A 21,613-nucleotide genomic window follows, 5' to 3' on the forward strand; every position below is an offset into this window, starting at 1 on the left:
TCGCTTGATCCGATCCGCCGTGCTACTTCTTTTCCTTGCCCTCGACGTCGCCCGACAGCGCAGCGATGAACGCCTCCTGGGGGACCTCGACGCGTCCGACCATCTTCATGCGCTTCTTGCCCTCCTTCTGCTTCTCGAGGAGCTTGCGCTTGCGGGTGATGTCACCGCCGTAGCACTTGGCGAGCACATCCTTGCGGATGGCGCGGATCGTCTCGCGAGCGATGATGCGCGCGCCGATGGCCGCCTGGATCGGCACCTCGAACTGTTGACGAGGGATGAGCTTGCGCAGCCGCTCGGCCATCATCGTGCCGTAGGCGTAGGCCTTGTCTCGGTGGACGATGGAACTGAACGCGTCGACCTTCTCGCCCTGCAGGAGGATGTCGACCTTCACGAGGTCGGCCTCCTGCTGGCCCGAGGGTTCGTAATCGAGCGAGGCATACCCCTGCGTCTTGGACTTCAGCTGATCGAAGAAGTCGAACACGATCTCGCCGAGCGGCATGTTGTAGCGCAGCTCGACACGCTCCTCGGAGAAGTACTCCATGCCCAGCAGCGTGCCGCGTCTGGTCTGGCACAGTTCCATGACGGTGCCGACGTAGTCCTTGGGCAGCAGGATCGCGGCCTTCACCATCGGCTCCGAGACCGAGCCGATGCGTCCGTCCGGATACTCGCTCGGGTTCGTGACCGTCACGGTCTCGCCGGTGTCGCTGGTGAGCACTTCGTAGATCACGCTCGGCGCGGTCGTGATGAGGTCGAGGCCGAACTCCCTCGAGAGACGCTCGGTGATGATCTCCAGGTGCAGCAGGCCGAGGAAGCCGCAGCGGAATCCGAAGCCGAGGGCCACGGAGGTCTCCGGCTCGTACTGCAGCGAGGCGTCGGAGAGCTTGAGCTTGTCGAGCGCCTCGCGAAGCTCCGCGTAGTCGCTGCCGTCGATCGGGTAGATACCGGAGAAGACCATGGGCTTCGGGTCGGTGTAGCCGGGAAGCGCATCGGATGCGGGCTTCCTCGCCGTCGTGATCGTGTCGCCGACCTTCGACAGGCGCACGTCCTTCACACCGGTGATGAGGTAGCCGACCTCACCGACTCCGAGTCCCTTGGTGGGCGTCGGCTCGGGGCTGGACACCCCCACCTCGAGAGCGTCGTGGTTCGCGCCGGTCGACATCATCTGGATGCGCTCGCGAGGCGAGAGGCTCCCGTCCACCATGCGCACGTATGTCACGACGCCGCGGTACGCGTCGTAGACGGAGTCGAAGATCATCGCCCGTGCCGGGGCGTCCGCGTCGCCGACCGGCGCGGGGATCTCCTGCACGAGGCGGTCGAGCAGATCCTCGACGCCGACGCCCGTCTTGCCGGAGACCCGCAGCACGTCCTCGGGCTTGCCGCCGATGAGCGACGCCAGTTCCTTCGCGTACTTCTCGGGGTCCGCGGCGGGAAGGTCGATCTTGTTGAGGACCGGGATGATGTGGAGATCGTTCTCCAGCGCCAGGTAGAGGTTCGCCAGCGTCTGGGCTTCGATGCCCTGCGCCGCGTCCACGAGCAGGATCGCGCCCTCGCACGCCGCCAGCGAGCGCGAGACCTCGTAGGTGAAGTCGACGTGCCCCGGGGTGTCGATCATGTTGAGCGCGAAGGTCTGTCCGTCGAGCTCCCACGGCATGCGCACGGCTTGGCTCTTGATCGTGATGCCGCGCTCGCGTTCGATGTCCATGCGGTCGAGGTACTGCGCGCGCATGTCACGGTCGGAGACCACGCCCGTGATCTGCAGCATCCGGTCGGCGAGGGTCGACTTGCCGTGATCGATGTGGGCGATGATGCAGAAGTTGCGGATCTGCGCAGCCGGCGTCGAGGCAGGCTGAAGGGGTGTGAGAGCGCGTGGGGACATGTCCACTCGATTGTACGGTCAGGCGGCGCTAATCCCCGATTCCGGCATTCCGGTGATAGTCTCCCGAAGTTGCCCGGGAAAAATCCGTGACACCGGATCCCGTAAGCGATAAGACTCCGTCACAGACCCCGTGACGGCCGTCGCGTCGCGGGAGACGGTGGAGAAAGAAGCTGTTCCCACCCGACTCAGCGTTGCGTCGGCAGATCCCGAGCGCGTCTGTAGAAGAGAAAGACTGCCCCTTGATCAAGTACCTCTTGCGCCGAGCACTCGGCTGGCTGCTGATGATCGTGGTCGCGACGAACCTCACGTACTTCCTGGCGTGGGGATTCCTCGATCCGCGCAGCAACTACGTGGGACGACGCCCGCCGCTCACCGAAGAGCAGATCGTCAACGTCCTCGAACCCCGCAACCTGAGCGACACCGTCCCGCTGATCGAGCGGTGGTGGAACTGGCTCACCGCGATCCTGCTGCGCTGGGACTGGGGCGTGAGTCCGACCGGCGGCTCCGTCAACGAGCAGGTCGCGTACCGCATGTGGGTCAGCGCGGAACTGGTGCTCGGAGCGACGATCCTCACCACGATCCTCGGCATCGCGCTCGGCGTGTACACCGCGTCACGCCAGTACAAGCTCGCGGACCGGATCGGCCAGGCCACGAGCATCATCACCATGAACATCCCGATCGTCGTCGCGGCTTTCGGAATCGTCCTGATGGCGATCGCGCTGAACGACGCGACGGGCGTGCGCATCTTCTACGTGACCGGAAACGCGAGCCGCGGAGTCGAGGGATTCTTCCCCGTGCTCATAGACGTGCTGCAACATCTGACGCTGCCGACGATAGCCCTGGTGCTCATCGGCTACGCGGGCATCCACTTCCTGCAGAGGTCGCTCCTGCTGGACAACATCAGCGCCGACTACGTGCGGACCGCCCGCGCGAAGGGGCTGACCAAGCAGCAGGCGATCCGCAAGCACGCACTGCGGACCTCGCTGATCCCGGTCGCCACGCAGGTGGCGTTCACGATCCCCGCCGTGTTCACCGGCGCCGTCCTCACCGAGACGATCTTCGCGTGGAACGGCATGGGCAAGTACTTCATCGACGCCATCACGAAGAACGACATCCATGGCACCGTCGCCATCGCGGCCTTCGGGGCAGTGCTCACGGCGATCGGCGCCATCCTGGCCGACATCGCCGTCGTGGTTCTCGATCCTCGAGTGAGAGTGAGCTGACATGACCTCCGAAATGATCGACCCCACCGTCGAGGCCTCCGAGGTCGCTCCCGGTCCTGAGACGACGCGCGTCGCCACCCGCCGTCTGTCGAAGTGGACGCTGTACTCGCGCCGCTACGCCCGCAACAAGGGCGCGGTCGCCGGTCTCATCATCTTCGTGGTGCTCGTGCTGTTCGCGATCTTCGGACCGCTCATCGCGCGCTACGACCACATCGAGCTCGACTTCCTGCACCTGAGCAGCCCCCCGAGCGCCGAGCACTGGTTCGGCACCAACAACGCCGGCAACGACCTGTTCGCTCAGGTCGCCGTCGGGCTGCAGCGGTCCCTGATGATCGCCGTCACCGTCTCCGTGGGCGTGACGATCGTGTCGGCACTGGTCGGAACGGCGGCCGCGTACTTCGGCGGCTGGACCGAGCGGGTCACGTTGCTGGTCATCCACTTCATGATGGTCATCCCGAGCTTCCTCATCCTGGCGATGATCTCGAACAAGTCCGGTGGCGACTGGCGGGTGATCGCGTTCATCATGATCTTCGTGATCGGCTGGTACTTCCCGGCCCGCGTCATCTGGACGATGGCGCTGTCGCTCCGCGAGCGCGAGTACGTCAGCGCCGCGCGGTACATGGGAGTCCGCGGCATGCGGATCGTCGTGCGCCACCTGCTGCCCAACATCGGCTCCCTGCTCGTGATCAACTTCACCCTCGGCGTCGTGAACGCCGTCGTGGCCGAGACCGGACTCTCGTTCCTCGGGTTCGGCGTGAAGATCCCCGATGTGTCGCTCGGTGCGCTGATCGGCGCCGGATCGAGCTCGCTCATCACCTCGCCGTGGCTGTTCTACTTCCCCGCCGCGGCTCTGACCCTGCTGACCGTCTCCATGGCGTTGATCGCCGATGGTCTGCGCGACGCCCTCGATCCCACCTCTGCGGCTGGAGGCCGAGCATGAGCAACGTACTCTCCGTCCGCGATCTCACCGTCAGCTTCGCGTCCGAGGCCGGCCGCGTCGATGCCGTGCGAGGCGTGTCGTTCGACCTGGAGGCGGGCAAGACTCTGGGCATCGTCGGCGAGTCCGGATCCGGCAAGTCGGTCACCTCGCTCGCGATCATGGGCCTGCTCGACGAGAACGCCAAGGTCACCGGCTCGATCATGTACGACGGCCAGGAGCTGCTCGGCATGACCGACAAGCAGCTCTCCGTGATCCGCGGCAACGGCATGTCGATGGTGTTCCAGGACCCGCTGACGTCGCTGACCCCGGTGTTCACGATCGGCGACCAGCTCATCGAAGCCCTCACCGTCCACCGCAGCCTCTCGAAGAAGGATGCGTGGAACCGCTCGATCGAACTTCTCACGCTCGTCGGGATCAGCGAGCCCGAACGCCGCATGAAGTCGTTCCCACATGAGTTCTCGGGAGGAATGCGTCAGCGCGTCGTCATCGCGATCGCGATGGCGAACAACCCCAAGCTGATCATCTGCGACGAGCCGACCACAGCCCTGGACGTCACGATCCAGGCCCAGATCCTCGACCTCATCGAGAAGGCGCAGCAGGAGACCGGCGCCGCCGTGATCATGATCACCCACGACATGGGCATCGTCGCCCGCACCGCGGACGACGTCATGGTCATGTACGCAGGAAAGCCCGTCGAGCAGGCGCCGGTGCACGAACTGTTCCACAAGACCCGGATGCCGTACTCGATCGGCCTCCTCGGGGCCATCCCCCGCGTCGACAAGGCGGAGAAGGAACCGCTCACCCCGATCAAGGGAAACCCTCCCCTGCTCATCAACCTCCCCGACGCCTGCCCCTTCGCCGACCGCTGCCCCATCGTCATGGACGCATGCCGCACGCGAGAGCCCGAGCTGCTGCCCGTGGCCACAGGCTCCGGCGATGCGCACCGCGCCGCCTGCATCCGGTCGCACGAGATCGAGGACGGGGGACTCCTCGGCGGCCTTCCCGTGTACCCGGTCCGCGAGATCCCGGAGAGCGACCTGGCCAAAGTTCCTCGCGAACAGCGTCCGATCACGCTCGAGGTCAAGAACCTCACCAAGACGTTCCCGCTGCTCAAGGGTGCCTTCCTCAAGCGCAAGGTCGGCGAGGTGCACGCGATCAAGGGCGTCAGCTTCGACGTGCGCGAGGGCGAGACGATGGCCATCGTCGGCGAGTCCGGCAGCGGCAAGACGACCACGCTCCTGCAGATCATGGACATGGTCAAGCAGACCGACGGCGACATCGTGATCGCCGGCACGAGCGTCAACGACATCCACAGCCACAAGGTCGAGCGGAAACTGCGACGCGACATCCAGATCGTGTTCCAGGACCCCATGGGAGCCCTCGACCCGCGCATGACCGTGGCGGACATCATCTCGGAGCCGCTCTTCGCGATCGGCACCCCGAAGGAGGAGGCTCATCGACGCGTCGACGAGCTGATGGACCTCGTCGGGCTGAACCCGGCGCACAGCGACCGCTTCCCGCAGGCGTTCTCCGGTGGTCAGCGGCAGCGCATCGGCATCGCACGCGCGCTCTCGACCAACCCCAAGATCGTCGTGCTCGACGAGCCGGTCTCGGCCCTGGACGTCTCCATCCAGGCCGGCGTGATCAACCTGTTGGACGAGCTCAAGGCCAAGCTGGGCCTGTCGTACCTGTTCGTCGCCCACGACCTCTCGGTCGTCCGCCACATCGCGGACCGCGTGGCCGTGATGTACCTCGGCGACTTCGTCGAGCACGGCGATGTGGACGACGTGTTCGAGAACCCGCAGCACCCCTACACGCAGGCTCTGCTCTCGGCGATCCCGGTCCCGGACCCCGACATCGAGCGCACCCGTCGACGGGTCGTGTTCGACGCCGAGACCATGAGCACCCGTCCCGTGAGTGTGTGAGGGCGGACCTGAAACCGGATGCCACCTGATGTGGGTCACCGTCCGATAACGGTTAGGCGGTATTCACTTTCGACCGCTGTGATACGTCCAGGGCCGAACTATTCTTCCCCTTATGAAACGCCGAAAGGCGAAAGGAGCACCATGAAGAACAAGAAGTTGTTGGGGGCGATCGCGATCAGCGGCGCCCTCGCACTCGCCCTCGCGGGTTGCGCGAGCGGTTCCGGGAACAACGGAGGCGGGGACGACGGCGGCGAGAAGGTCGAGACCAAGGCGGCCGACTACAACCCGCAGCCGCGCGAGAACCTGAAGGAGGGCGGCGAGGTCAACTTCGAGATCAACGAGGTTCCGGAGCAGCTGAACGCCTTCAACAGCGACGCGAGCGCCGACACCGCACGTCTGTGGTACTACTACATGCCGCAGCTGCTTCTGGTCACGCCCGAGGGCGAGGTGCAGAAGAACGACGCCTACCTCGACGAGTACGAGATCGGTGAGGCGGACGGCAACACGACCGTCACCTTCACGTTCACGGACGAGGCGCACTTCAACGACGGCACGGACATGGACTGGACCGCCATCGACGCCACCTGGAAGGCGAACCGCTCCTACGACGAGGGCTTCAACCCGAACGCGACCGACGGTTACAAGCAGATCACCTCGGTCGAGCAGGGCGACAGCGCCAAGACGGCCGTCGTCACCTTCGACGGCGTCTACGCCTGGCCCTCCATGGCGTTCCTGACCGGCGGAGTGCTGAACCCGAAGCACGCCGACGTCGAGACGTTCAACAACGCGTACATCGGCAACCTCAACGCCGAGTGGGGCGCTGGACCGTACACGGTTGACGAGTTCGACGCGAACGCGGGCTTCGTGTCCTTCAAGCCGAACCCCGAGTGGTGGGGCAACGCTCCCCTGCTCGACAAGGTCACCTTCACGGCTCTCGAGGACGACGCCGCGATCAACGCCTTCAAGAACGGTGAGATCGACCAGGTCGAGGCCGGCAGCGAAGAGCGTCTGAAGCAGGTCGAGGACGTCGACGGCGCTGTCGTCCGTCGCGCTCAGCAGACCGCCAAGACGGTTCTCATGGTCGACGGCGACAAGCCGCAGTTCGAGGACGTGAACGTGCGCAAGGCGTTCTTCATGGGCGTCAACATCGACCAGCAGAAGCAGATCGCGTGGAACGGCCTCGGATACGAGGAGGAGCCGGCAGGCTCGCTGAACATGTACTCGTTCCAGGACGGCTGGAAAGACGCGTTCGGCGAGGCCGGACTGAAGTACGACGTCGAAGCTGCCAAGAAGCTGCTTGACGACGCCGGCTGGGTGGAAGGCGATGACGGCATCCGTGAGAAGGACGGCGTCAAGTTCTCGGTCGTCTACCCGATCTTCAGCAACAGCCCCGTCCAGGAGGCGCTCGCGAAGTCGCTGCAGGCTCAGCAGAAGGAGCTCGGCATCGACCTCCAGGTCGAGGTTCGTGCATCCGCTGACTTCTCGGACGACTTCACGTCCAAGAACTGGGACATCTTCGGTCTCCGCTTCACCGACTCCGACCCGTTCGGACCGGCGTGGATGTGCCAGATCTACTGCTCCGACAGTGGCCTGAACCTCTCTGCGACCGGCACGGCCGACATCGACAAGCAGATCGCTGACGAGGTCGAGTCGCAGAAGGACTCGGAGAGCTGGACCAAGGCCGCCATGGACCTCGAGCCGAAGATCATCGAGGAGACCTGGGGCGTCATCCCGCTCTACAACGGTCCGTCGATCTACGTGGTCCAGGAGGGCCTGGCGAACCTCACGCCGGAGCCTTACGTGGGCCTGGACCTCTTCGGAGTCACTCCGGTCGAGAACCTCGGCTGGGAGAAGTAACACCCTCTGACACGAATCGTGTCGAAGCGGGGCCGGTGGTGATCCACCGGCCCCGCTTTCCTTATGCTGAACGCGTGAGCGCCCAGATCGTCCTCGTCCACGGCATCCGCACGTCCGCGACCATGTGGCGTGCGCAGCGCGCCTACCTCGATGCGCGCGGGTACGCCGTCACGGCCGTCGACCTGCCGGGCCACGGCACCCGGATGGAAGAGGACTTCACTCTCCACGAAGCCCTCCACACGATCGATGCGGCTGTGCGCGCGGCCGCAGCCAACGGGCCCGTCGTGCTCGTCGGGCACTCCATGGGCGGTCTGCTCTGCCTTGCATACACGGGCGGGGCGCAGCGCCCGCCGGTCGCGGGACTGGTCGCGGCCGCGTGCACCTCTCTCCCCACGGTGCCGGGCTCCGGGCCTACCGTCTGTTCGCCAGGGCCGTCGACGCGCTTCCCGACCGCGGGATGTGGCTCACCGCACGGATGCTCGAAGCCACTATCCCCCTCGAGACGCGGTCCGACTTCGCTGCGGGCGGCTATGCACTCGACACACAGGACGCCGCGCTCCGCAGCCTCGCCGCACTCGACATCGCCGCGGCCCTCCCCGGATCACGGTCCCGCTCTGGTTCGTGAACGGTCAGTACGATCAGCTGCGGCTCAACGAGTCCCTGTTCCGCCGACTCGCGCCGCACGCCGAACTGATCATCGTGCCCCGCACGACCCATCTGGTCACGGCCATGCGGCCGAGGATATTCAACGCCGTGCTGCAGCTCGCGATCGCGACAGTCGAACAGGCACCCGCGGGCTCATGAGCGCGCGGGCTGCCGTGCGCACGCGGTGAGCACTCCTCCGACGATCGAGAGGACAGCCGCGGCGACGAAGACCAGCCAGAACCCGCCGACCAACGCGACCAGCCCGGCTCCGAGCACCGGGCCGATCAACTGCCCGAGAGCCGCAGTGACGTTGACGATCCCGAGATCGCGTGCATGGTCCTGCTCGTCGGGCAGCAGATCAGCGGCGAATGCCAGCCCGACCGTCGAGAACGCGCCGTAGCCGAGGCCCATCAGCGCCGCGGCGACCAGCGTCATCTCGAACGTCGGGACGAGCGCGATGGCCACGCCGGACGCCGCCTGCACGACGGTGGCCGCGACGGCGAGCGTTCGCCGGTTCCCTGTGCGATCCGAGACCATCCCGGTCACCACCGACGCGATCACCACGAACACGGTGTAGACGACGATCAGCAGCAGGAGATTGTCCTGCGCGGTGGCACTCGGCTGGCCGAGGCCGTGCAGCAGGAAGAACAGGAACAGGGCGGTCCCCAACGCGTTACCGATGTTCGTCACCAGACGGCCGGAGAGCATCCAGGCGAAATCGCGATCACGCAACGAGGCGAGCGGACGACGTCCGAGCGGCTTCGGGCGCAGCGCCTCGGTGGTCGGCGGGTCCGGCAGGAGCAGCGCTGCCGCGGATCCGACGACGGCGATGACGGCCGCGAGCAGCAGGTATCCTCGCTGATGCCGAGGCCGAGCAGAACGACGAGACCGACACCGAGCACGATCCCCACCGCTTGACTCGAACCGACGGCGGCAGAAGCGGCGCCCCGTTGCGACGAAGGGAGCTGATCGGCGATGAGTGCCGTGAACGCCGCGGACGAGACCGCGACGCCCACCGACACCCCCACCCATCCCGCGCCCACGGCCCACGGCCCCTCGGCGATACCCGTGAGGACGAGGCAGACGGCCGTGAGACCGACGCCACCCAGAGCCCAGGGACGACGGCGATGACGCCCGGCAGCCCCGCGATCGGAGAGTGCGCCGGCGGCCGGACCCGCGATGATGCCGGCGAGACCGCCGATGCCGAGCACGAGACCGGACGAGACCACCCCGCGGATCCAGTCGTCTTCCGGCGTGTCCAGCTGCAGCGGCAGGAGCAGCTGGACCGGCGTGAGCTGCACGGTCCAGATCGCCAGCCATGCCAGCGTGAACAGCGACATCCAGCGGGCTCCCGCCCGCACGGTGCGCGTCCCCGTGACCCCGCTCATCCGGCCACCTCCGCCGCGGATGCCGCCGAACGCGAACGCGCGATGAGATCGCGGTACCACTCGTATGACGCCTTGGGTGTGCGCTCGCCGGTCGCGAAGTCCACGTGGACGAGCCCGAAGCGCTGGGTGTAGCCGTCCGCCCACTCCCAGTTGTCCAGCAGGGACCACACCGTGTACTCCTCTACCGGAACCCCGGCCCGGATTGCCTCGCCCACGGCCTCGATATGCCCGGACAGGCACTCGATCCTGTCGGCGTCGTCGATGCGCGCCGCACGATCCGGCTCGGGGAACGACGCACCGTTCTCTCCGATGATGACCGGAGGATGGTCGGGATGCCGTGTGTGCAGGTCCACGAGGAGATCCCGCAGGGCCGAAGGCATGATCGGCCATTCCGGGCCGAATCCGGTGACGGGCGCGCCCGGAGTCGGCACGATGTCGAACGGGACGGGGCTCTGCGTCTCCGCCGCGGTGACCGTGGTCGGGTTGTAGAAGTTGATGCCGTAGAAATCGATCGAGTGGCCGATCTCCGCAAGATCTCCCTCACGCACCGGCATCGGCGGCAGACCGAGCTCTTCGAGGTCCGGATACCCTCCTTCCAGCAGGGGCTCACTGAAGAGACGGTTGTGGATCAGGTCGTAGGCCGCCGCCGCTCGCCGGTCTTCGGCCGTGTCGCGCAGGGGCAGGACCCAGGTGTGGTTGTTGACGAGTCCGACGGCTCTGGCTCCGCGGCCACGCAGCACGGTGGCAGCTCGAGCGTGCGCCAGAAGCTGGTGATGCGCCGTCGGCAGCGCGCCGAAGAGCAGCTGTCTCCCCGGCGCGAGCGCACCGACCGCGTAACCCTGGAGAGTCGTCATCGCGGGCTCGTTCAGCGTGTACCAGTGTTCGACTCTGTCCCCGAGCGCATCGGCCACGATCTCGGCATACTCGGCGAAGCGATCGGCCGTGTCCCGGTCGAGCCAGCCGCCCTCGGCCTCGACAGCGCTCGGCATCTCCCAGTGGAAGAGGGTGGGGAACGGGACCACGTCGGACTCGAGCAGAAGATCGACGAGGCGGGAGTAGTGGTCGAGCGCCGCGGTGTCACCTGCTCCTCTGCCGTCCGGTTGCACGCGTGCCCACGGGATCGAGAATCGATAGCGGTCGAGTCCCAATCCCGCGGCGAGGGCGACATCGCTCTCCGGATCCCGGTAGCTGTCGCAGGCGGGCTCGGCGGTCGACCCGTCGATGATCGCACCCGGCACCTCGAGGAAGTCGTCCCAGATCGAACGCCCTCTCGCCCCGGTCGGGCGAGAGCCCTCGATCTGGAAGGCGGAGGTCGCCGCGGACCAGCGGAATCGGCCAGGCAGGGACGGGCGGGGGGATTCGCGGATCATCTGGCTTCCTTGACATCGACGTCGGGATAGTCATGATTCTGCACCCAGTGCCAGCAGGTGCGCGACCGAGTTTCGCGCATCTCCGGTCGTTTCGCGTCGGCGGCCCGTCTGCTGGTAGACTCGACTCTTGGCTTGCGTGTGGGTTCTTCCCTCACGACCGCTGTGCAGCAGCCCTCTTCTGCTGCCGGCATTCCGAACAATCCTGTACAGAAAGCGTCCACACGTGGCAAACATCAAGTCGCAGATCAAGCGCAACAAGACCAACGAGAAGGCTCGCGAGCGCAACAAGGCGGTCAAGAGCGAGCTCAAGACCGTCATCCGCACGACCCGCACGGCTGTCACCGCCGGCGACAAGTCGGCAGCCGAGGCAGGTCTGAAGAAGGCCTCCGTCAAGCTCGACAAGGCCGTCAGCAAGGGTGTCCTGCACAAGAACCAGGCGTCGAACCGCAAGTCGGCCCTCGCCAAGCAGGTCGCGTCTCTCTGAGCCGAATCACCTGAGAAAGGCCCGTCCCGTCACCGGGGCGGGCCTTCTTCGTGCCTGCAGCGAACTCGGCGCGCAGTCGACTATTCGCCGAACGGCTGACGGGTCGCGATCACCGTGACCATCCGCTCCAAAGCGAAGATCGGGTCGCGTGCCGCACCCTTGACCTCGCCGTCTGCGCGCGCCGTGGCCTGGATGGCCATCCCGAGCGACCGCTCGTTCCAGCCTGCGAGGTCGCGGCGCGCACGATCGACCTGCCAGTCCTTCATGCCCAGGCGCTGAGCGAGCTGTCGGCTGGGCTCGCGGTTGCCCGCGACGCGTGCCATGGTGCGCAACTTCATCGCGAAGGCCGCCACCATCGGTACGGGATCAGCCCCGGACGAGAGAGCGTGCCGCAGCGCGACGAGGGCCTCGCCGTATCGCCCGGCGATCGCCGTGTCTGCGACCACAAACGCGGAGACCTCGACGCGACCGCCGTAGTACTTGGTGACGGTCTCTTCGGTGATGTCGCCCTCGACGTCTCCGATGAGCTGCTGACAGGCGGCCGCGAGTTCGGTCAGGTCGTCGGCGAAGGCGGAGACCAGCGCCCGGAGAGCCGGAGGGGCGATGCGCTTCTTCGCGGCGCGGAATTCGCCCGCGGCGAAGTCGACCCGATCGCCGTCTCTCTTGATCGCCGGACAGGCGATCTCGATGCCCCCGCCGTTGCCGGCCCGGAGGGCGTCGAGCAGCTTCTTTCCGCGCACGCTCGCACCGGTGTGGCGGAGGATGACGGTCGCACCCTCCTGGGGGTTGTCGAGGTACGACACCGCTTCCTGGATGAACGCATCGGAGCACTTCTCGACCCCGGAGACGCGCACGAGACGCGGTTCACCGAACAGCGACGGCGAGGTCAGCGACAGCAGCGTGCCCGGAGCGTAGTCGTCTGCACGCACATCGCTGACCTCGAGAGCCGGATCCTCGGCGCGGAGGTAGTCACGGACCCCGGCGATCGCACGTTCGGCACAGACCTCTTCGGGCCCGGAGACGAGCACGAGCGGCGCGGGACGGGGTTCTCGCCACGACACCTGAGGGATCTTGGTCGGCTTCGCTCCACCGCGGGAAGGGGGACGCGAAGCTGCCATGTCTCCAGCCTACCGGGGCCCACCGACAGCGCTTCCCTCGGCGTCATCGCGTCGTCTTCTCGGTCCACACTCGCAGCTCGTCGCCCTGCACGCCCAGGAGGATGCGGCCGTGCCGCTCCGTGCGCAGCACCTGCGAGCCGGAGGCTTCGAGCAGGTCGAGCGTCTCTGCGCGGGGTGCCCGTAGTCGTTGTCCGCACCGACGCTGACCAGCGCCGCCCGCGCGTGCACAGCCTGGTACAGCCCAGGATCCTGATCCGCACTGCCGTGATGCGCGACCTTGACCACGTCGTATCGACCCAGTCGGGCTGTGCGGAGCAGCATGCGCTGCGGCGCGGCCGAGAGGTCGCCGAGGTAGAGGGAGCGGGGCACCCCTCCCCGTCGAACTCCATCACCACGCTCGAGTCGTTGCCGGGAGGGAAGGCCACGGAGTCCCGCTGCGGCCACAGGACCCGCCAGCTCGCTCCGCCGAGCATCCCGTGCTGGCCTGCCGATGCCGCGTCGACGCGCGCACCCGCGCGGGCGAGTCCGTCGAGGAGACGGCCGTCCGACTCCTCCGACACGGGCCCATGGAGCACCGCGTCGACCCGCCCCATGACCGCCGAGGTCCCGCCCACATGATCGAGGTCGTAGTGGGTGAGCACGAGTAGATCGATCCGCTCGACCCCCAGCGCGCGGAGACACGCGGCCAGGGGCTCAGGGGCCGGCCCGGTGTCGATGAGCGCCACCGTGCCCGCCGACCGGATCAGGATCGCGTCACCCTGCCCGACGTCGCACGCCGCGATCGACCAGCCACCGGGCGCCGTCGCCGTCGCCAGCGGCCCGTCGAGAAGGATGCGGGCCCCCGACAGTGAGCACCACGATCACGACCGCGGCACCAGCGCGCCGCACGAACGCGAACCCGCGTGCGGCGCGCGGACCTCGCCCTGTTGCGGGCAGCCGGATCACGACGACGGCGATCGCCCCGCTCACGAGTGCCACCAGCGCAGCGCTCCCGACCCCTGCCGGAAGCAGCAGCTGCGCGCCGGGAAGACGAGCGGTCGTCGTGGCCGTCGTGGCTATCCACGCCGCTGGCAGCCAGGCGGATGACACGAGCAGGTCGGCAAGCGGCGGCACCGGCGCGGCGAGGCAGCCGAGGAGGCCGACGACGGTCGCGATCGGAGCCGCGGGTTCGGCGATGAGGTTCGCTGCGATCCCGATCAACGACTGCTGCTCCGCGAACAGAGCGATGATCGGCCCGCAGACCAGCTGCGCCGACACCGGCACGGCGACCGCCATCGCCACCGGTCGAGGCATGACTCTGCCGAGTCCTCCGGCGAGCGGACGTGCGAGGAGGATGAGCGCTCCGGATGCCGCCACGGAAAGGGCGAACCCCGGTGTCGCCGCGAGCCAGGGATCGGCGAGCAGTATCCCCACCGTGCAGAGGGAGAGCAGACCTGCTCCGGCGCTCGGCCTGCCCAGCAGGACGCTCAGCATCCCGACCGCAGCCATCACCGCCGCACGGATCACGCTCGGTTCCGGCGTGACGAGGATGACGAATCCGCCCAGACCGACGAGTGCGAGAAGAGCTCGCATCGCGCGACCGCCCCCGCATAGAGCCACCAGCCAGAAGATCCCGCCGACGACGATGGCGCAGTTGGCACCGGACACGGCGGTGAGATGGCTCAGCCCGCTCGTACGCATGTCGTCGTTCAGTTCCATCGAGACCGCTCGGGTGTCGCCGACCGCGAGTCCCGGGAGGAGGCCGGCACCGGGCTCCGGGAGCCGCGACGATCGCTCGGTGAAGGCGCGCTTGAGCGCCGCCGCCGCTCCGAACACCCCGGACGCCGGCACGACGATCTCTGTCTCGCTCGCGAAGATCACCAGCGCCGACCGCTCACCCGGTTCCGTCACTGCCGCTTCACCGACCACGCGGAGCCGAGCCCCGAGATCGAGTCCGTCCATCGGGGGCGCCCCGATGCGCACGGCCGAAGACAGCGCCGTCGGGTGCCCGGGAGCACCCATCGCGGACGTGGACGCCTCGACCCACATCCGCCCGTCGCGTCCGACCGACGCCGACGAAGTGATGTCGGCGGTGACTTCTACGACGCGACCGTCCCATGACATCGCCTCCTCCCTGGCCGGTGAGGCGATGCCGACCGCGAGGGCGCTGCCGACACCACCTGCCAGCAGCAGCAGTGCGAGCCCGGCAGCCGCGACGGACGACCTGCCACGGCGAGAACGAACGAACAGCGCGAGCACCACGAGCCCCGCGAGCCCCGCCGCCACCACGCCCCACGCGACGGTCGGCACCAGCACGCACAGCAGGGCGACGCCCCAGACCACGACGACGAGCGGCACGAGCCGCAGATCGCGTGGCTTCACACCCTGACCGCATCGCGCAGACCGGCGAGAAGCTTCTCGCCGATGCCGGGGACGGCCAAGAGATCGTCGACGGACCGGAACCGACCGTTGTCCTCTCGCCAAGCGATGATCCGCTCGGCAAGCGCGGGGCCGATCCGCGGCAGGGTCTCCAGCGCCCCCTGGTCGGCGGTGTTGAGATCGACCCGGTCATCGCCGGGTGCGTCCGCGACGGGAGCATCGGTCGCGACGCCGACCGTCGGCACCACGATCTGTTCCCCGTCTTCGAGAGTGCGCGCGAGGTTCACCGCCGCGAGGTCGGCCTCATCGGTCGTCCCGCCCGCAGCCGCGACGGCATCGACGAGGCGGGCGTTCAGGTCGAGGACGTACAGCCCCGGCCGCGCGACTGCGCCCAGCACATGCACATAGAGCTCACCGGCGGGCGCGTCGGTCGTCGTGACGTCCGTCAACGACAGGGAGTCCGACGGGGGCGCCTGGCCACGCAGCAGACCGAACCCCACAGCCGCCGACAGCACGACCAGGGCGAGCACCACGGCGGCCCCGACGCTCAGACGCAGCCGACGCCGAGGAGGACGTGGAGGAGTCTGCGGGGACGTCATCCGGCCACGCTAAGCGCGTGCGCCGGCCCCTCTCACCCGAGAGACGGCCGGCGTGGACAAGCCGGCAGGATCGACCGCTGTGGAGGACGGCGGCGCCGCGCCGGCGATCACCCAGGATCGACCGGCATGAAAGTCCGCTCAGCCCTCGACGACGAAGCTGACGATCTTCGGCGCCCGCACCACGACCTTCACGATCTCCCGGTCGCCGATCGAGCGGATCACGCGCTCGTCGGCCCTGGCCAGTGCTTCGAGCTCCGCTTCGCCGATGCGCGCCGGAACCTCGAGCTGTGCACGGACCTTGCCCCCACCTGGACCACGGCGGTGACCGAATCCTCGACGAGCAGGGCCGGGTCGGCCGAGCGCCAGGTGACGAGGCCGACGGAAGGCTCGTGCCCGAGCATCTCCCACATCTCCTCGGCCGTGTGCGGGGCGATGAGGTCGAGCATGACGGCGATCGTCTCGGCTGCTTCGCGCACGGCGGGGTCTGTGGCACCCGCGGCGCCGTCGATCGTCTTGCGGGTGACGTTGACGAGCTCCATGAGACGCGCGACGAGCACGTTGAACTTGGTCTGCTCGACGAGGGCGGGCGCCTCGGCCAGCAGCTTGTGCGTCGCACGTCGCAGCGCGGCGTCTCCGCCGTCGAAGACCACGTCCACCGCGCTGGAGACCTCGCCGGCGATGCGCATGGCCCGCGCCAGGAACTTCTGCGCGCCGGTCGTGGAGACGTCGGCCCAGTCCTTGTCGTCTTCCACCGGGCCGGCGAACGCCAGACCGACGCGGAGCGCATCCGCGCCGTGCGCGTCGAGCTCTTCCTGGAACAGCACGAGGTTGCCCTTGCTCTTCGACATCTTGGTGCCGTTGAGGATGACCATGCCCTGGTTGATCAGGTTCGAGAACGGCTCCGTGAAGTCGATCAGCCCCATGTCGAACAGGACCTTCGTGATGAAGCGCGCGTAGAGCAGGTGCAGGATCGCGTGCTCGACCCCGCCGATGTACGAGTCGACGGGCGCCCAGCGGTCGGCCTGCGCCGGGTCGAAAGCCACGGTGTCGCTGTTCGGCGAGAGGAACCGCAGGAAGTACCAGGAGCTGTCCACGAAGGTGTCCATGGTGTCGGGGTCGCGCAGAACGGGGTCACCCGTCTCGGGGTCGGTCGTGCGCACCCAGCTCTCCGCGCCACCGAGCGGCGACGTGCCCTTCGGGGCGAGGTCGAGGCCTTCCACGCTCGGCAGCTTCACCGGCAGCTGGTTCTCCGGCACCGGGATGATCCGACCGTCCTCGGCGTGCAGCATCGGGATCGGCGTGCCCCAGAAACGCTGACGCGAGATGAGCCAGTCGCGCAGACGGTAGTTCTTCGCGGCACGTCCGGTGCCCGACGCCTCGAGCTGCTCGATCGCCCGCGCGATCGCGTTCCGCTTGGACAGGCCGTTCAGCGCACCCGAGTTGATCATGCGACCCTCGCCCGTCAGCGCCACTCCGGTGGATGCCGGGTTCTGCTCGTCGAGTGCGGCGCCCGTGTCGATCGGCACCCCGTCCTCGTCGACCTCGATCACCGGCATCGCCCCCGTGATCGGTGCCGTCGTGTCGACGACGACCTTCACGGGCAGGTCGAAGGCGCGGGCGAAGTCCAGGTCGCGCTGGTCGTGCGCGGGGACGGCCATCACGGCGCCGTGGCCGTAATCGGCGAGCACATAGTCGGCCGCCCACACCGGCAGCCTCTCGCCGTTGACGGGGTTGATCGCGTAGCGCTCAGGAAGACACCGGTCTTCGGGCGGTCCGTGGACTGCCGATCGATGTCGGTCTCCTTCTGCACCTGCTCCAGATAGGTCTGGAAGCGCAGCCGCACCTCGTCCGGCGCACCGGCGGCGAGCTCGGCAGCCAGGTCGGAGTCGGGTGCCACGACGAAGAACGTCGCGCCGTGCAGGGTGTCCGGCCGCGTCGAGAAGACCGTGACAGGCTCGTCCCGGCCCTCGATCACGAAGTCGACGTCGGCGCCGACCGAGCGTCCGATCCAGTTGCGCTGCATCTGCAGCACCTTGTGCGGCCAGAAGCCCTCGAGCTGGTTCAGGTCGTCGAGCAGACGGTCGGCGTAGTCGGTGATGCGGAAGTACCACTGCGTGAGCTTCTTCTTGACGACCTCGGCGCCGCAGCGCTCGCAGCGCCCGTCGACGACCTGCTCGTTCGCCAGCACCGTCTGGTCGTTGGGGCACCAGTTGACCGGACTCTTCTTCCGATAGGCCAGGCCGCGCTCGTACAGCTTGAGGAACAGCCACTGGTTCCAGCGGTAGTACTCGGGGTCGGAGGTGTGCAGCACACGCGTCCAGTCGAACGAGACTCCATAGGCCTGGAATCCCTCCTTCTGCTGCGCGATGTTCTGATAGGTCCATTCGCGCGGATCGGCTCCGCGACGGATCGCCGCGTTCTCGGCGGGCAGCCCGAAGGAGTCCCAGCCGATCGGGTTAAGCACGTTGTGTCCGCGGTGGCGCCAGAATCGGGCGACGATGTCGGAGTACAGGTAGTTCTCCGCATGCCCCATGTGCAGGTCGCCCGAGGGATAGGGGAACATCGCGAGCACGTAGCGCCGCGGTCGTGTGTCGTCGTCGCCGCCGGTGAGGAACGTCCCGTTCTCCGCCCAGTACGTCTGCCACTTCTTCTGGATGGCGTGCGCCGACGGAGTCTCGTCGTCGGCAGGAGCGGTGGACAGGTTCTCAGACAACGAACGCACGACCAATCTGATGGAAAAAGCGGGATCAGTTCAGGATATCGGAACCCCAGAGGGCGGGCATTCCGGCGCCCAACGCCGCGAGCGGCGCCCTGGCCTTGGTCGCGACCTCAGCGACCTCCGTGGCGGCGACCGAGAGCCATGTGATGCCTCCGCCCGCGCCGACGACAGCCTGCTCCGGTTCGATCACGATGCTGCGGATGACCATCGCGAGGTCGAGCGCGCCGTCGACGCCGATGTAGCCGAAGCACCCGGCGTAGACACCCCGCGGTCCGCCCTCCAGCTCGTGGAGCCTGGTCATCGCCGAGAGTTTGGGGCGCCCGTCATGCTCCCGGCGGGGAAGGTCGCGTCGAGCAGCGCGCCGACCGTGGTCCTCTCCGCTGCGACACCGCTCACCGTGCTCACGAGCTGGTGCACGGCGGGATAGCTCTCGACGACCCAGAGCCCGTCGACGCGGATGCTGCCAGGCACGCAGACCCGCGAGAGGTCGTTGCGCATGAGGTCGACGATCATCACGTTCTCCGCCCGCTCCTTGCGGTCGACCGCGAGCTCCGCGGCGAGCGCGGCATCCTGCACCGGGTCTGCACCGCGGGGACGGGTGCCCTTGATGGGGCGCGTGCGGAGGACTCCCCTTCGGCGCGGAGGAACTGCTCGGGGCTCGCGCTCAACAGGGTGCGGTCGCCGATGCGGACGAATCCCCGTGGTGCGCCGGGGTCGCGGATCGGAGTCTGGCGTACACGGCGACCGGATCGTGGACGCCGGCGACGGTGAAGCGGGTCGTGAGACACAGCTGGTAGGCGATGCCGGCGCGGATGAGGTCTCGACACCGTTCGATCAGCGCCTCGTACTCCTGGGGATCGTGTCGGGGCTCGGCGACCAGATGGAGGTCTCCGAGGTCTTCGCGTGGCGGAGCGATGCCCTCGGCGGGAGCCCCTGCACGGAGGGTGTCCGCCGCCCAGGTCTCGATCTCCCCGTCATCACAAAGCGCCCAGGTCTGCCGGCGAGCGTGGTCGAAGGCGACGACGTGGGTGGCCCTCACCCAGGCCCCGCCCGTGGTGTCGACGGGTCCGGCGATCGGAGCTCCGGCGGCGGTGGCTCCGCTCTCGTAGTCGAGCCAGCCCACCCAGCCGCCGCGGAACGGCGGCAGGGATGCGTCGTCATCGGCGGGAGTGACGTCGAGCCGCGTGTCGACGGGAACCGTCGAGCGCTCCCCTGTCCCGACGAAGCTCCACCCCTCCGTCGCCTCCGCGCCCGCGTCGAGCCAGAACACATCGGAGGCCCGCGCCTCGAGCATCGCGAACACCGCAGACGGCTCCGCCCAGACGGGAAGCGGTCGCGCACTCAGCTGTTCCGGCACCTTTCCAGCCTAGGTCCGGTCCGCTCCCGTATTCTCATCACGTGGACGACCTCCTGCTCTGGCTCCTCGACACCGTGCAGTCGATCGATCCGGTCACGCGCACTCTGGTCGCCGGTGTCGCCGTCATGCTGGAGACCAGCATCCTGATCGGGCTGATCGTCCCCGGCGACACCATCGTCATCATCGCCTCGATGGGCGTCGCCACGGTGTGGGAAGGCATCGCGATGGGTGTCGCGGTCGTGATCGGCGCGCTGATCGGCGAGAGCATCGGGTTCTGGCTCGGTCGCTGGCTCGGCCCCCACATCCGCGTGTCCTGGCTGGGGCGGAAGATCGGCGAGCACAACTGGGTGCGCGCCGAGAACTACCTCGCCCGCCGTGGGGGCATCGCGATCTTCCTCTCCCGCTTCCTGCCGGTGCTCCATTCCCTGGTCCCGCTCACCGTCGGCATGAGCGAGTACCCGTATCGCCGGTTCCTGGCATGGACGGCCCCCGCCTGCGCTCTCTGGGCGACCGCGTACGTGAGCGTCACGTCGCTCGCGGCCGGCAGCTTCCGCGAGCTCGTCGACCGGGTGCACTTCGCGGGGTACATCTTCGTCGGGGTCATCGCCCTCTTCCTGCTCCTCGCCTACCTCGGCAAGAAGCTGCTGCAACGCCTCGAGGCTCGTCACCTGGAGGCTCCGGAGGCGGAGGTCGACGCCGACGTGAAAGACTGAACCAATGGCATCCGCACCCCCGGCGCCCCGGATCCACTGGTTCGCCCGACTCGAACACCGCTTCCATGTGTGGCGAGAAGGTCGCGCGCGCCGTCGCGGCCGCGTCGCGACGATCCTGCCGTTCCCCGGCTACGGCGGGCCGGGCTGGGTCCGTGTGGTCGGCCGCGTGCTGATCGTCCCCCGCAGCGTCGCACCCGCGACGGCGAGCCGGCGAGCGTGCGCGGATGGCGGAGCTTCGTCGGGATCCCGGTCGGCTTCGCCTCGGTGAGCGTGCACTTCGGCGACACCACGCATCAGGTGGTCGCCGATCGCGGCGGCGTCGTGGACGCGATGATCCGCGTGGATCTCGAACCGGGGTGGCAGACGTTCACCTTCTCGGTCGAGGGTCAGGAGCCGATCGAGGCGCGCGCGTTCGTCGTGGCCGAGGGAACGCGGTTCGGCGTCGTGTCCGACGTCGACGACACGGTGATGGTGACCGCGCTGCCTCGTCCGTTCATCGCGTTCTGGAACTCCTTCGTTCTGGATGAGCACGCGCGTCTGCCTGTCCCCGGCATGGCCGTGCTTCTCGACCAGCTGCTGCGTCAGCACCCTGGCGCACCGATGGTGTACCTGTCGACAGGGGCGTGGAACGTCGCACCGACGCTGTGGCGCTTCCTCGGTCGTCATCTCTTCCCCGCCGGGTCGATGCTGCTCACGGACTGGGGGCCGACGCACGAGCGTTGGTTCCGCAGCGGCCGCGAGCACAAGCTCACCAACCTGCGCCGGCTCGCCACCGAGTTCCCCGACGTGAAGTGGCTCCTGATCGGCGACGACGGTCAGCATGACGAGGCCATCTACAGCCAGTTCATGGAGGAGCACCCCGAATCGGTCGCGGGTGTCGCCATCCGGCGTCTTCTGCCCGCCGAGGCTGTGCTCGCGGGCGGGCGTGCGGGGCGGGAACCGCACTCCGAGGATGTCGCGCCGTGGGTGAGCGCGGAGGACGGCGCCGGGCTGCGAGATCTGCTCGGTGAAGCCGGCATCCTGCGCTGACGAGCACCTGTC

General features: G+C 67.9%; 19 protein-coding genes and 3 pseudogenes. 10 read left to right on the forward strand and 12 right to left on the reverse strand.

The window, feature by feature from the left end:
* Positions 1–22: 22 nt before the first annotated feature.
* Complete coding sequence (gene lepA / locus G4G29_RS11330; protein WP_183150199.1) at positions 23–1,876, reverse strand: translation elongation factor 4; 1,854 nt, start codon at positions 1,874–1,876, stop codon at positions 23–25.
* 239 nt (positions 1,877–2,115) lie between these two features.
* Here lepA and G4G29_RS11335 point away from each other — a divergent pair, with 239 nt between their 5' ends.
* From G4G29_RS11335 to G4G29_RS24020, 7 genes and pseudogenes are all read left to right on the forward strand, one after another.
* Positions 2,116–3,099, forward strand: coding sequence for an ABC transporter permease (locus G4G29_RS11335; RefSeq protein ID WP_183150200.1), 984 nt, complete (start codon positions 2,116–2,118; stop codon positions 3,097–3,099).
* A 1-nt stretch (position 3,100) separates the two neighbouring features.
* Positions 3,101–4,039: an ABC transporter permease gene (locus G4G29_RS11340; protein ID WP_183150201.1), complete on the forward strand. Its 939-nt coding sequence runs from the start codon at positions 3,101–3,103 to the stop codon at positions 4,037–4,039.
* Complete coding sequence (locus G4G29_RS11345; protein ID WP_183150202.1) at positions 4,036–5,964, forward strand: ABC transporter ATP-binding protein; 1,929 nt, start codon at positions 4,036–4,038, stop codon at positions 5,962–5,964. The genes G4G29_RS11340 and G4G29_RS11345 overlap by 4 nt, the downstream gene beginning before the upstream one ends.
* 141 nt (positions 5,965–6,105) lie before the next feature.
* Positions 6,106–7,821, forward strand: a complete 1,716-nt coding sequence (locus tag G4G29_RS11350; RefSeq protein WP_183150203.1) for an ABC transporter family substrate-binding protein — start codon at positions 6,106–6,108, stop codon at positions 7,819–7,821.
* Positions 7,822–7,943: 122 nt separating this feature from the next.
* Positions 7,944–8,141 (forward strand): annotated as a pseudogene (locus G4G29_RS24010) (alpha/beta hydrolase); the annotation flags it as partial.
* Positions 8,142–8,197: 56 nt separating this feature from the next.
* Positions 8,198–8,446 carry a hypothetical protein gene (locus G4G29_RS24015; protein ID WP_345941200.1) on the forward strand — a complete coding sequence of 83 codons (249 nt, stop codon included), beginning with the start codon at positions 8,198–8,200 and terminating at the stop codon, positions 8,444–8,446.
* Positions 8,443–8,625 (forward strand): hypothetical protein, encoded by a 183-nt coding sequence (locus G4G29_RS24020; protein WP_309491570.1) that lies wholly within the window; start codon positions 8,443–8,445, stop codon positions 8,623–8,625. The genes G4G29_RS24015 and G4G29_RS24020 overlap by 4 nt, the downstream gene beginning before the upstream one ends.
* Here G4G29_RS24020 and G4G29_RS22025 read toward each other — a convergent pair.
* Genes G4G29_RS22025 through G4G29_RS11365 form a run of 3 tightly spaced genes read right to left on the reverse strand, consistent with a single transcriptional unit; the run spans position 8,620 to position 11,224 of the window.
* Positions 8,620–9,270: an MFS transporter gene (locus G4G29_RS22025; protein WP_244632586.1), complete on the reverse strand. Its 651-nt coding sequence runs from the start codon at positions 9,268–9,270 to the stop codon at positions 8,620–8,622. The two genes, G4G29_RS24020 and G4G29_RS22025, sit on opposite strands and share 6 nt — an antisense overlap.
* Complete coding sequence (locus G4G29_RS22030) at positions 9,153–9,854, reverse strand: MFS transporter (protein ID WP_244631923.1); 702 nt, start codon at positions 9,852–9,854, stop codon at positions 9,153–9,155. Before G4G29_RS22030 ends, G4G29_RS22025 begins: the two co-directional genes overlap by 118 nt.
* Entirely contained in the window at positions 9,851–11,224 is a 1,374-nt protein-coding gene (locus G4G29_RS11365; RefSeq protein ID WP_183150204.1) for a family 1 glycosylhydrolase, read from the reverse strand. The genes G4G29_RS22030 and G4G29_RS11365 overlap by 4 nt, the downstream gene beginning before the upstream one ends.
* A 223-nt stretch (positions 11,225–11,447) precedes the next feature.
* On the opposite strand from G4G29_RS11365, the gene rpsT reads away from it, so the two are divergent.
* A complete protein-coding gene (gene rpsT / locus G4G29_RS11370) occupies positions 11,448–11,708 on the forward strand; it encodes a 30S ribosomal protein S20 (RefSeq protein ID WP_183150205.1) in 261 nt (86 codons plus the stop codon).
* A gap of 80 nt (positions 11,709–11,788) precedes the next feature.
* Here rpsT and holA read toward each other — a convergent pair whose 3' ends face one another.
* From holA to G4G29_RS24035, 8 genes and pseudogenes are all read right to left on the reverse strand, one after another.
* The gene (holA, locus tag G4G29_RS11375; RefSeq protein ID WP_183150206.1) at positions 11,789–12,826 is read right to left on the reverse strand and encodes a DNA polymerase III subunit delta; all 1,038 of its coding nucleotides are present in this window, start codon (positions 12,824–12,826) and stop codon (positions 11,789–11,791) included.
* A gap of 608 nt (positions 12,827–13,434) precedes the next feature.
* A pseudogene (locus G4G29_RS22035) lies at positions 13,435–13,551 on the reverse strand (MBL fold metallo-hydrolase); the annotation flags it as partial.
* A gap of 28 nt (positions 13,552–13,579) precedes the next feature.
* Positions 13,580–15,187 (reverse strand): ComEC/Rec2 family competence protein, encoded by a 1,608-nt coding sequence (locus G4G29_RS11380; protein WP_244631925.1) that lies wholly within the window; start codon positions 15,185–15,187, stop codon positions 13,580–13,582.
* Positions 15,184–15,783 carry a ComEA family DNA-binding protein gene (locus G4G29_RS11385; RefSeq protein WP_183150207.1) on the reverse strand — a complete coding sequence of 200 codons (600 nt, stop codon included), beginning with the start codon at positions 15,781–15,783 and terminating at the stop codon, positions 15,184–15,186. The genes G4G29_RS11380 and G4G29_RS11385 overlap by 4 nt, the downstream gene beginning before the upstream one ends.
* Positions 15,784–15,921: 138 nt before the next feature.
* A pseudogene (gene leuS / locus G4G29_RS23430) lies at positions 15,922–18,505 on the reverse strand (leucine--tRNA ligase).
* A 25-nt stretch (positions 18,506–18,530) separates the two neighbouring features.
* The gene (locus G4G29_RS24025) at positions 18,531–18,803 is read right to left on the reverse strand and encodes a chorismate-binding protein (protein ID WP_345941059.1); all 273 of its coding nucleotides are present in this window, start codon (positions 18,801–18,803) and stop codon (positions 18,531–18,533) included.
* The gene (locus G4G29_RS24030; RefSeq protein ID WP_345941060.1) at positions 18,800–19,078 is read right to left on the reverse strand and encodes a chorismate-binding protein; all 279 of its coding nucleotides are present in this window, start codon (positions 19,076–19,078) and stop codon (positions 18,800–18,802) included. Before G4G29_RS24030 ends, G4G29_RS24025 begins: the two co-directional genes overlap by 4 nt.
* An 88-nt stretch (positions 19,079–19,166) precedes the next feature.
* Positions 19,167–19,859, reverse strand: coding sequence for a hypothetical protein (locus G4G29_RS24035; RefSeq protein ID WP_309491572.1), 693 nt, complete (start codon positions 19,857–19,859; stop codon positions 19,167–19,169).
* Positions 19,860–19,900: 41 nt separating this feature from the next.
* On the opposite strand from G4G29_RS24035, the gene G4G29_RS11400 reads away from it, so the two are divergent.
* A complete protein-coding gene (locus G4G29_RS11400) occupies positions 19,901–20,572 on the forward strand; it encodes a DedA family protein (RefSeq protein WP_183150208.1) in 672 nt (223 codons plus the stop codon).
* Positions 20,573–20,788: 216 nt separating this feature from the next.
* Positions 20,789–21,601, forward strand: coding sequence for a phosphatase domain-containing protein (locus tag G4G29_RS11405; protein WP_309491573.1), 813 nt, complete (start codon positions 20,789–20,791; stop codon positions 21,599–21,601).
* Positions 21,602–21,613: the final 12 nt, after the last annotated feature.

It is taken from the genome of Microbacterium sp. Se63.02b, from assembly GCF_014171575.1.
GTDB lineage: Bacteria > Actinomycetota > Actinomycetes > Actinomycetales > Microbacteriaceae > Microbacterium.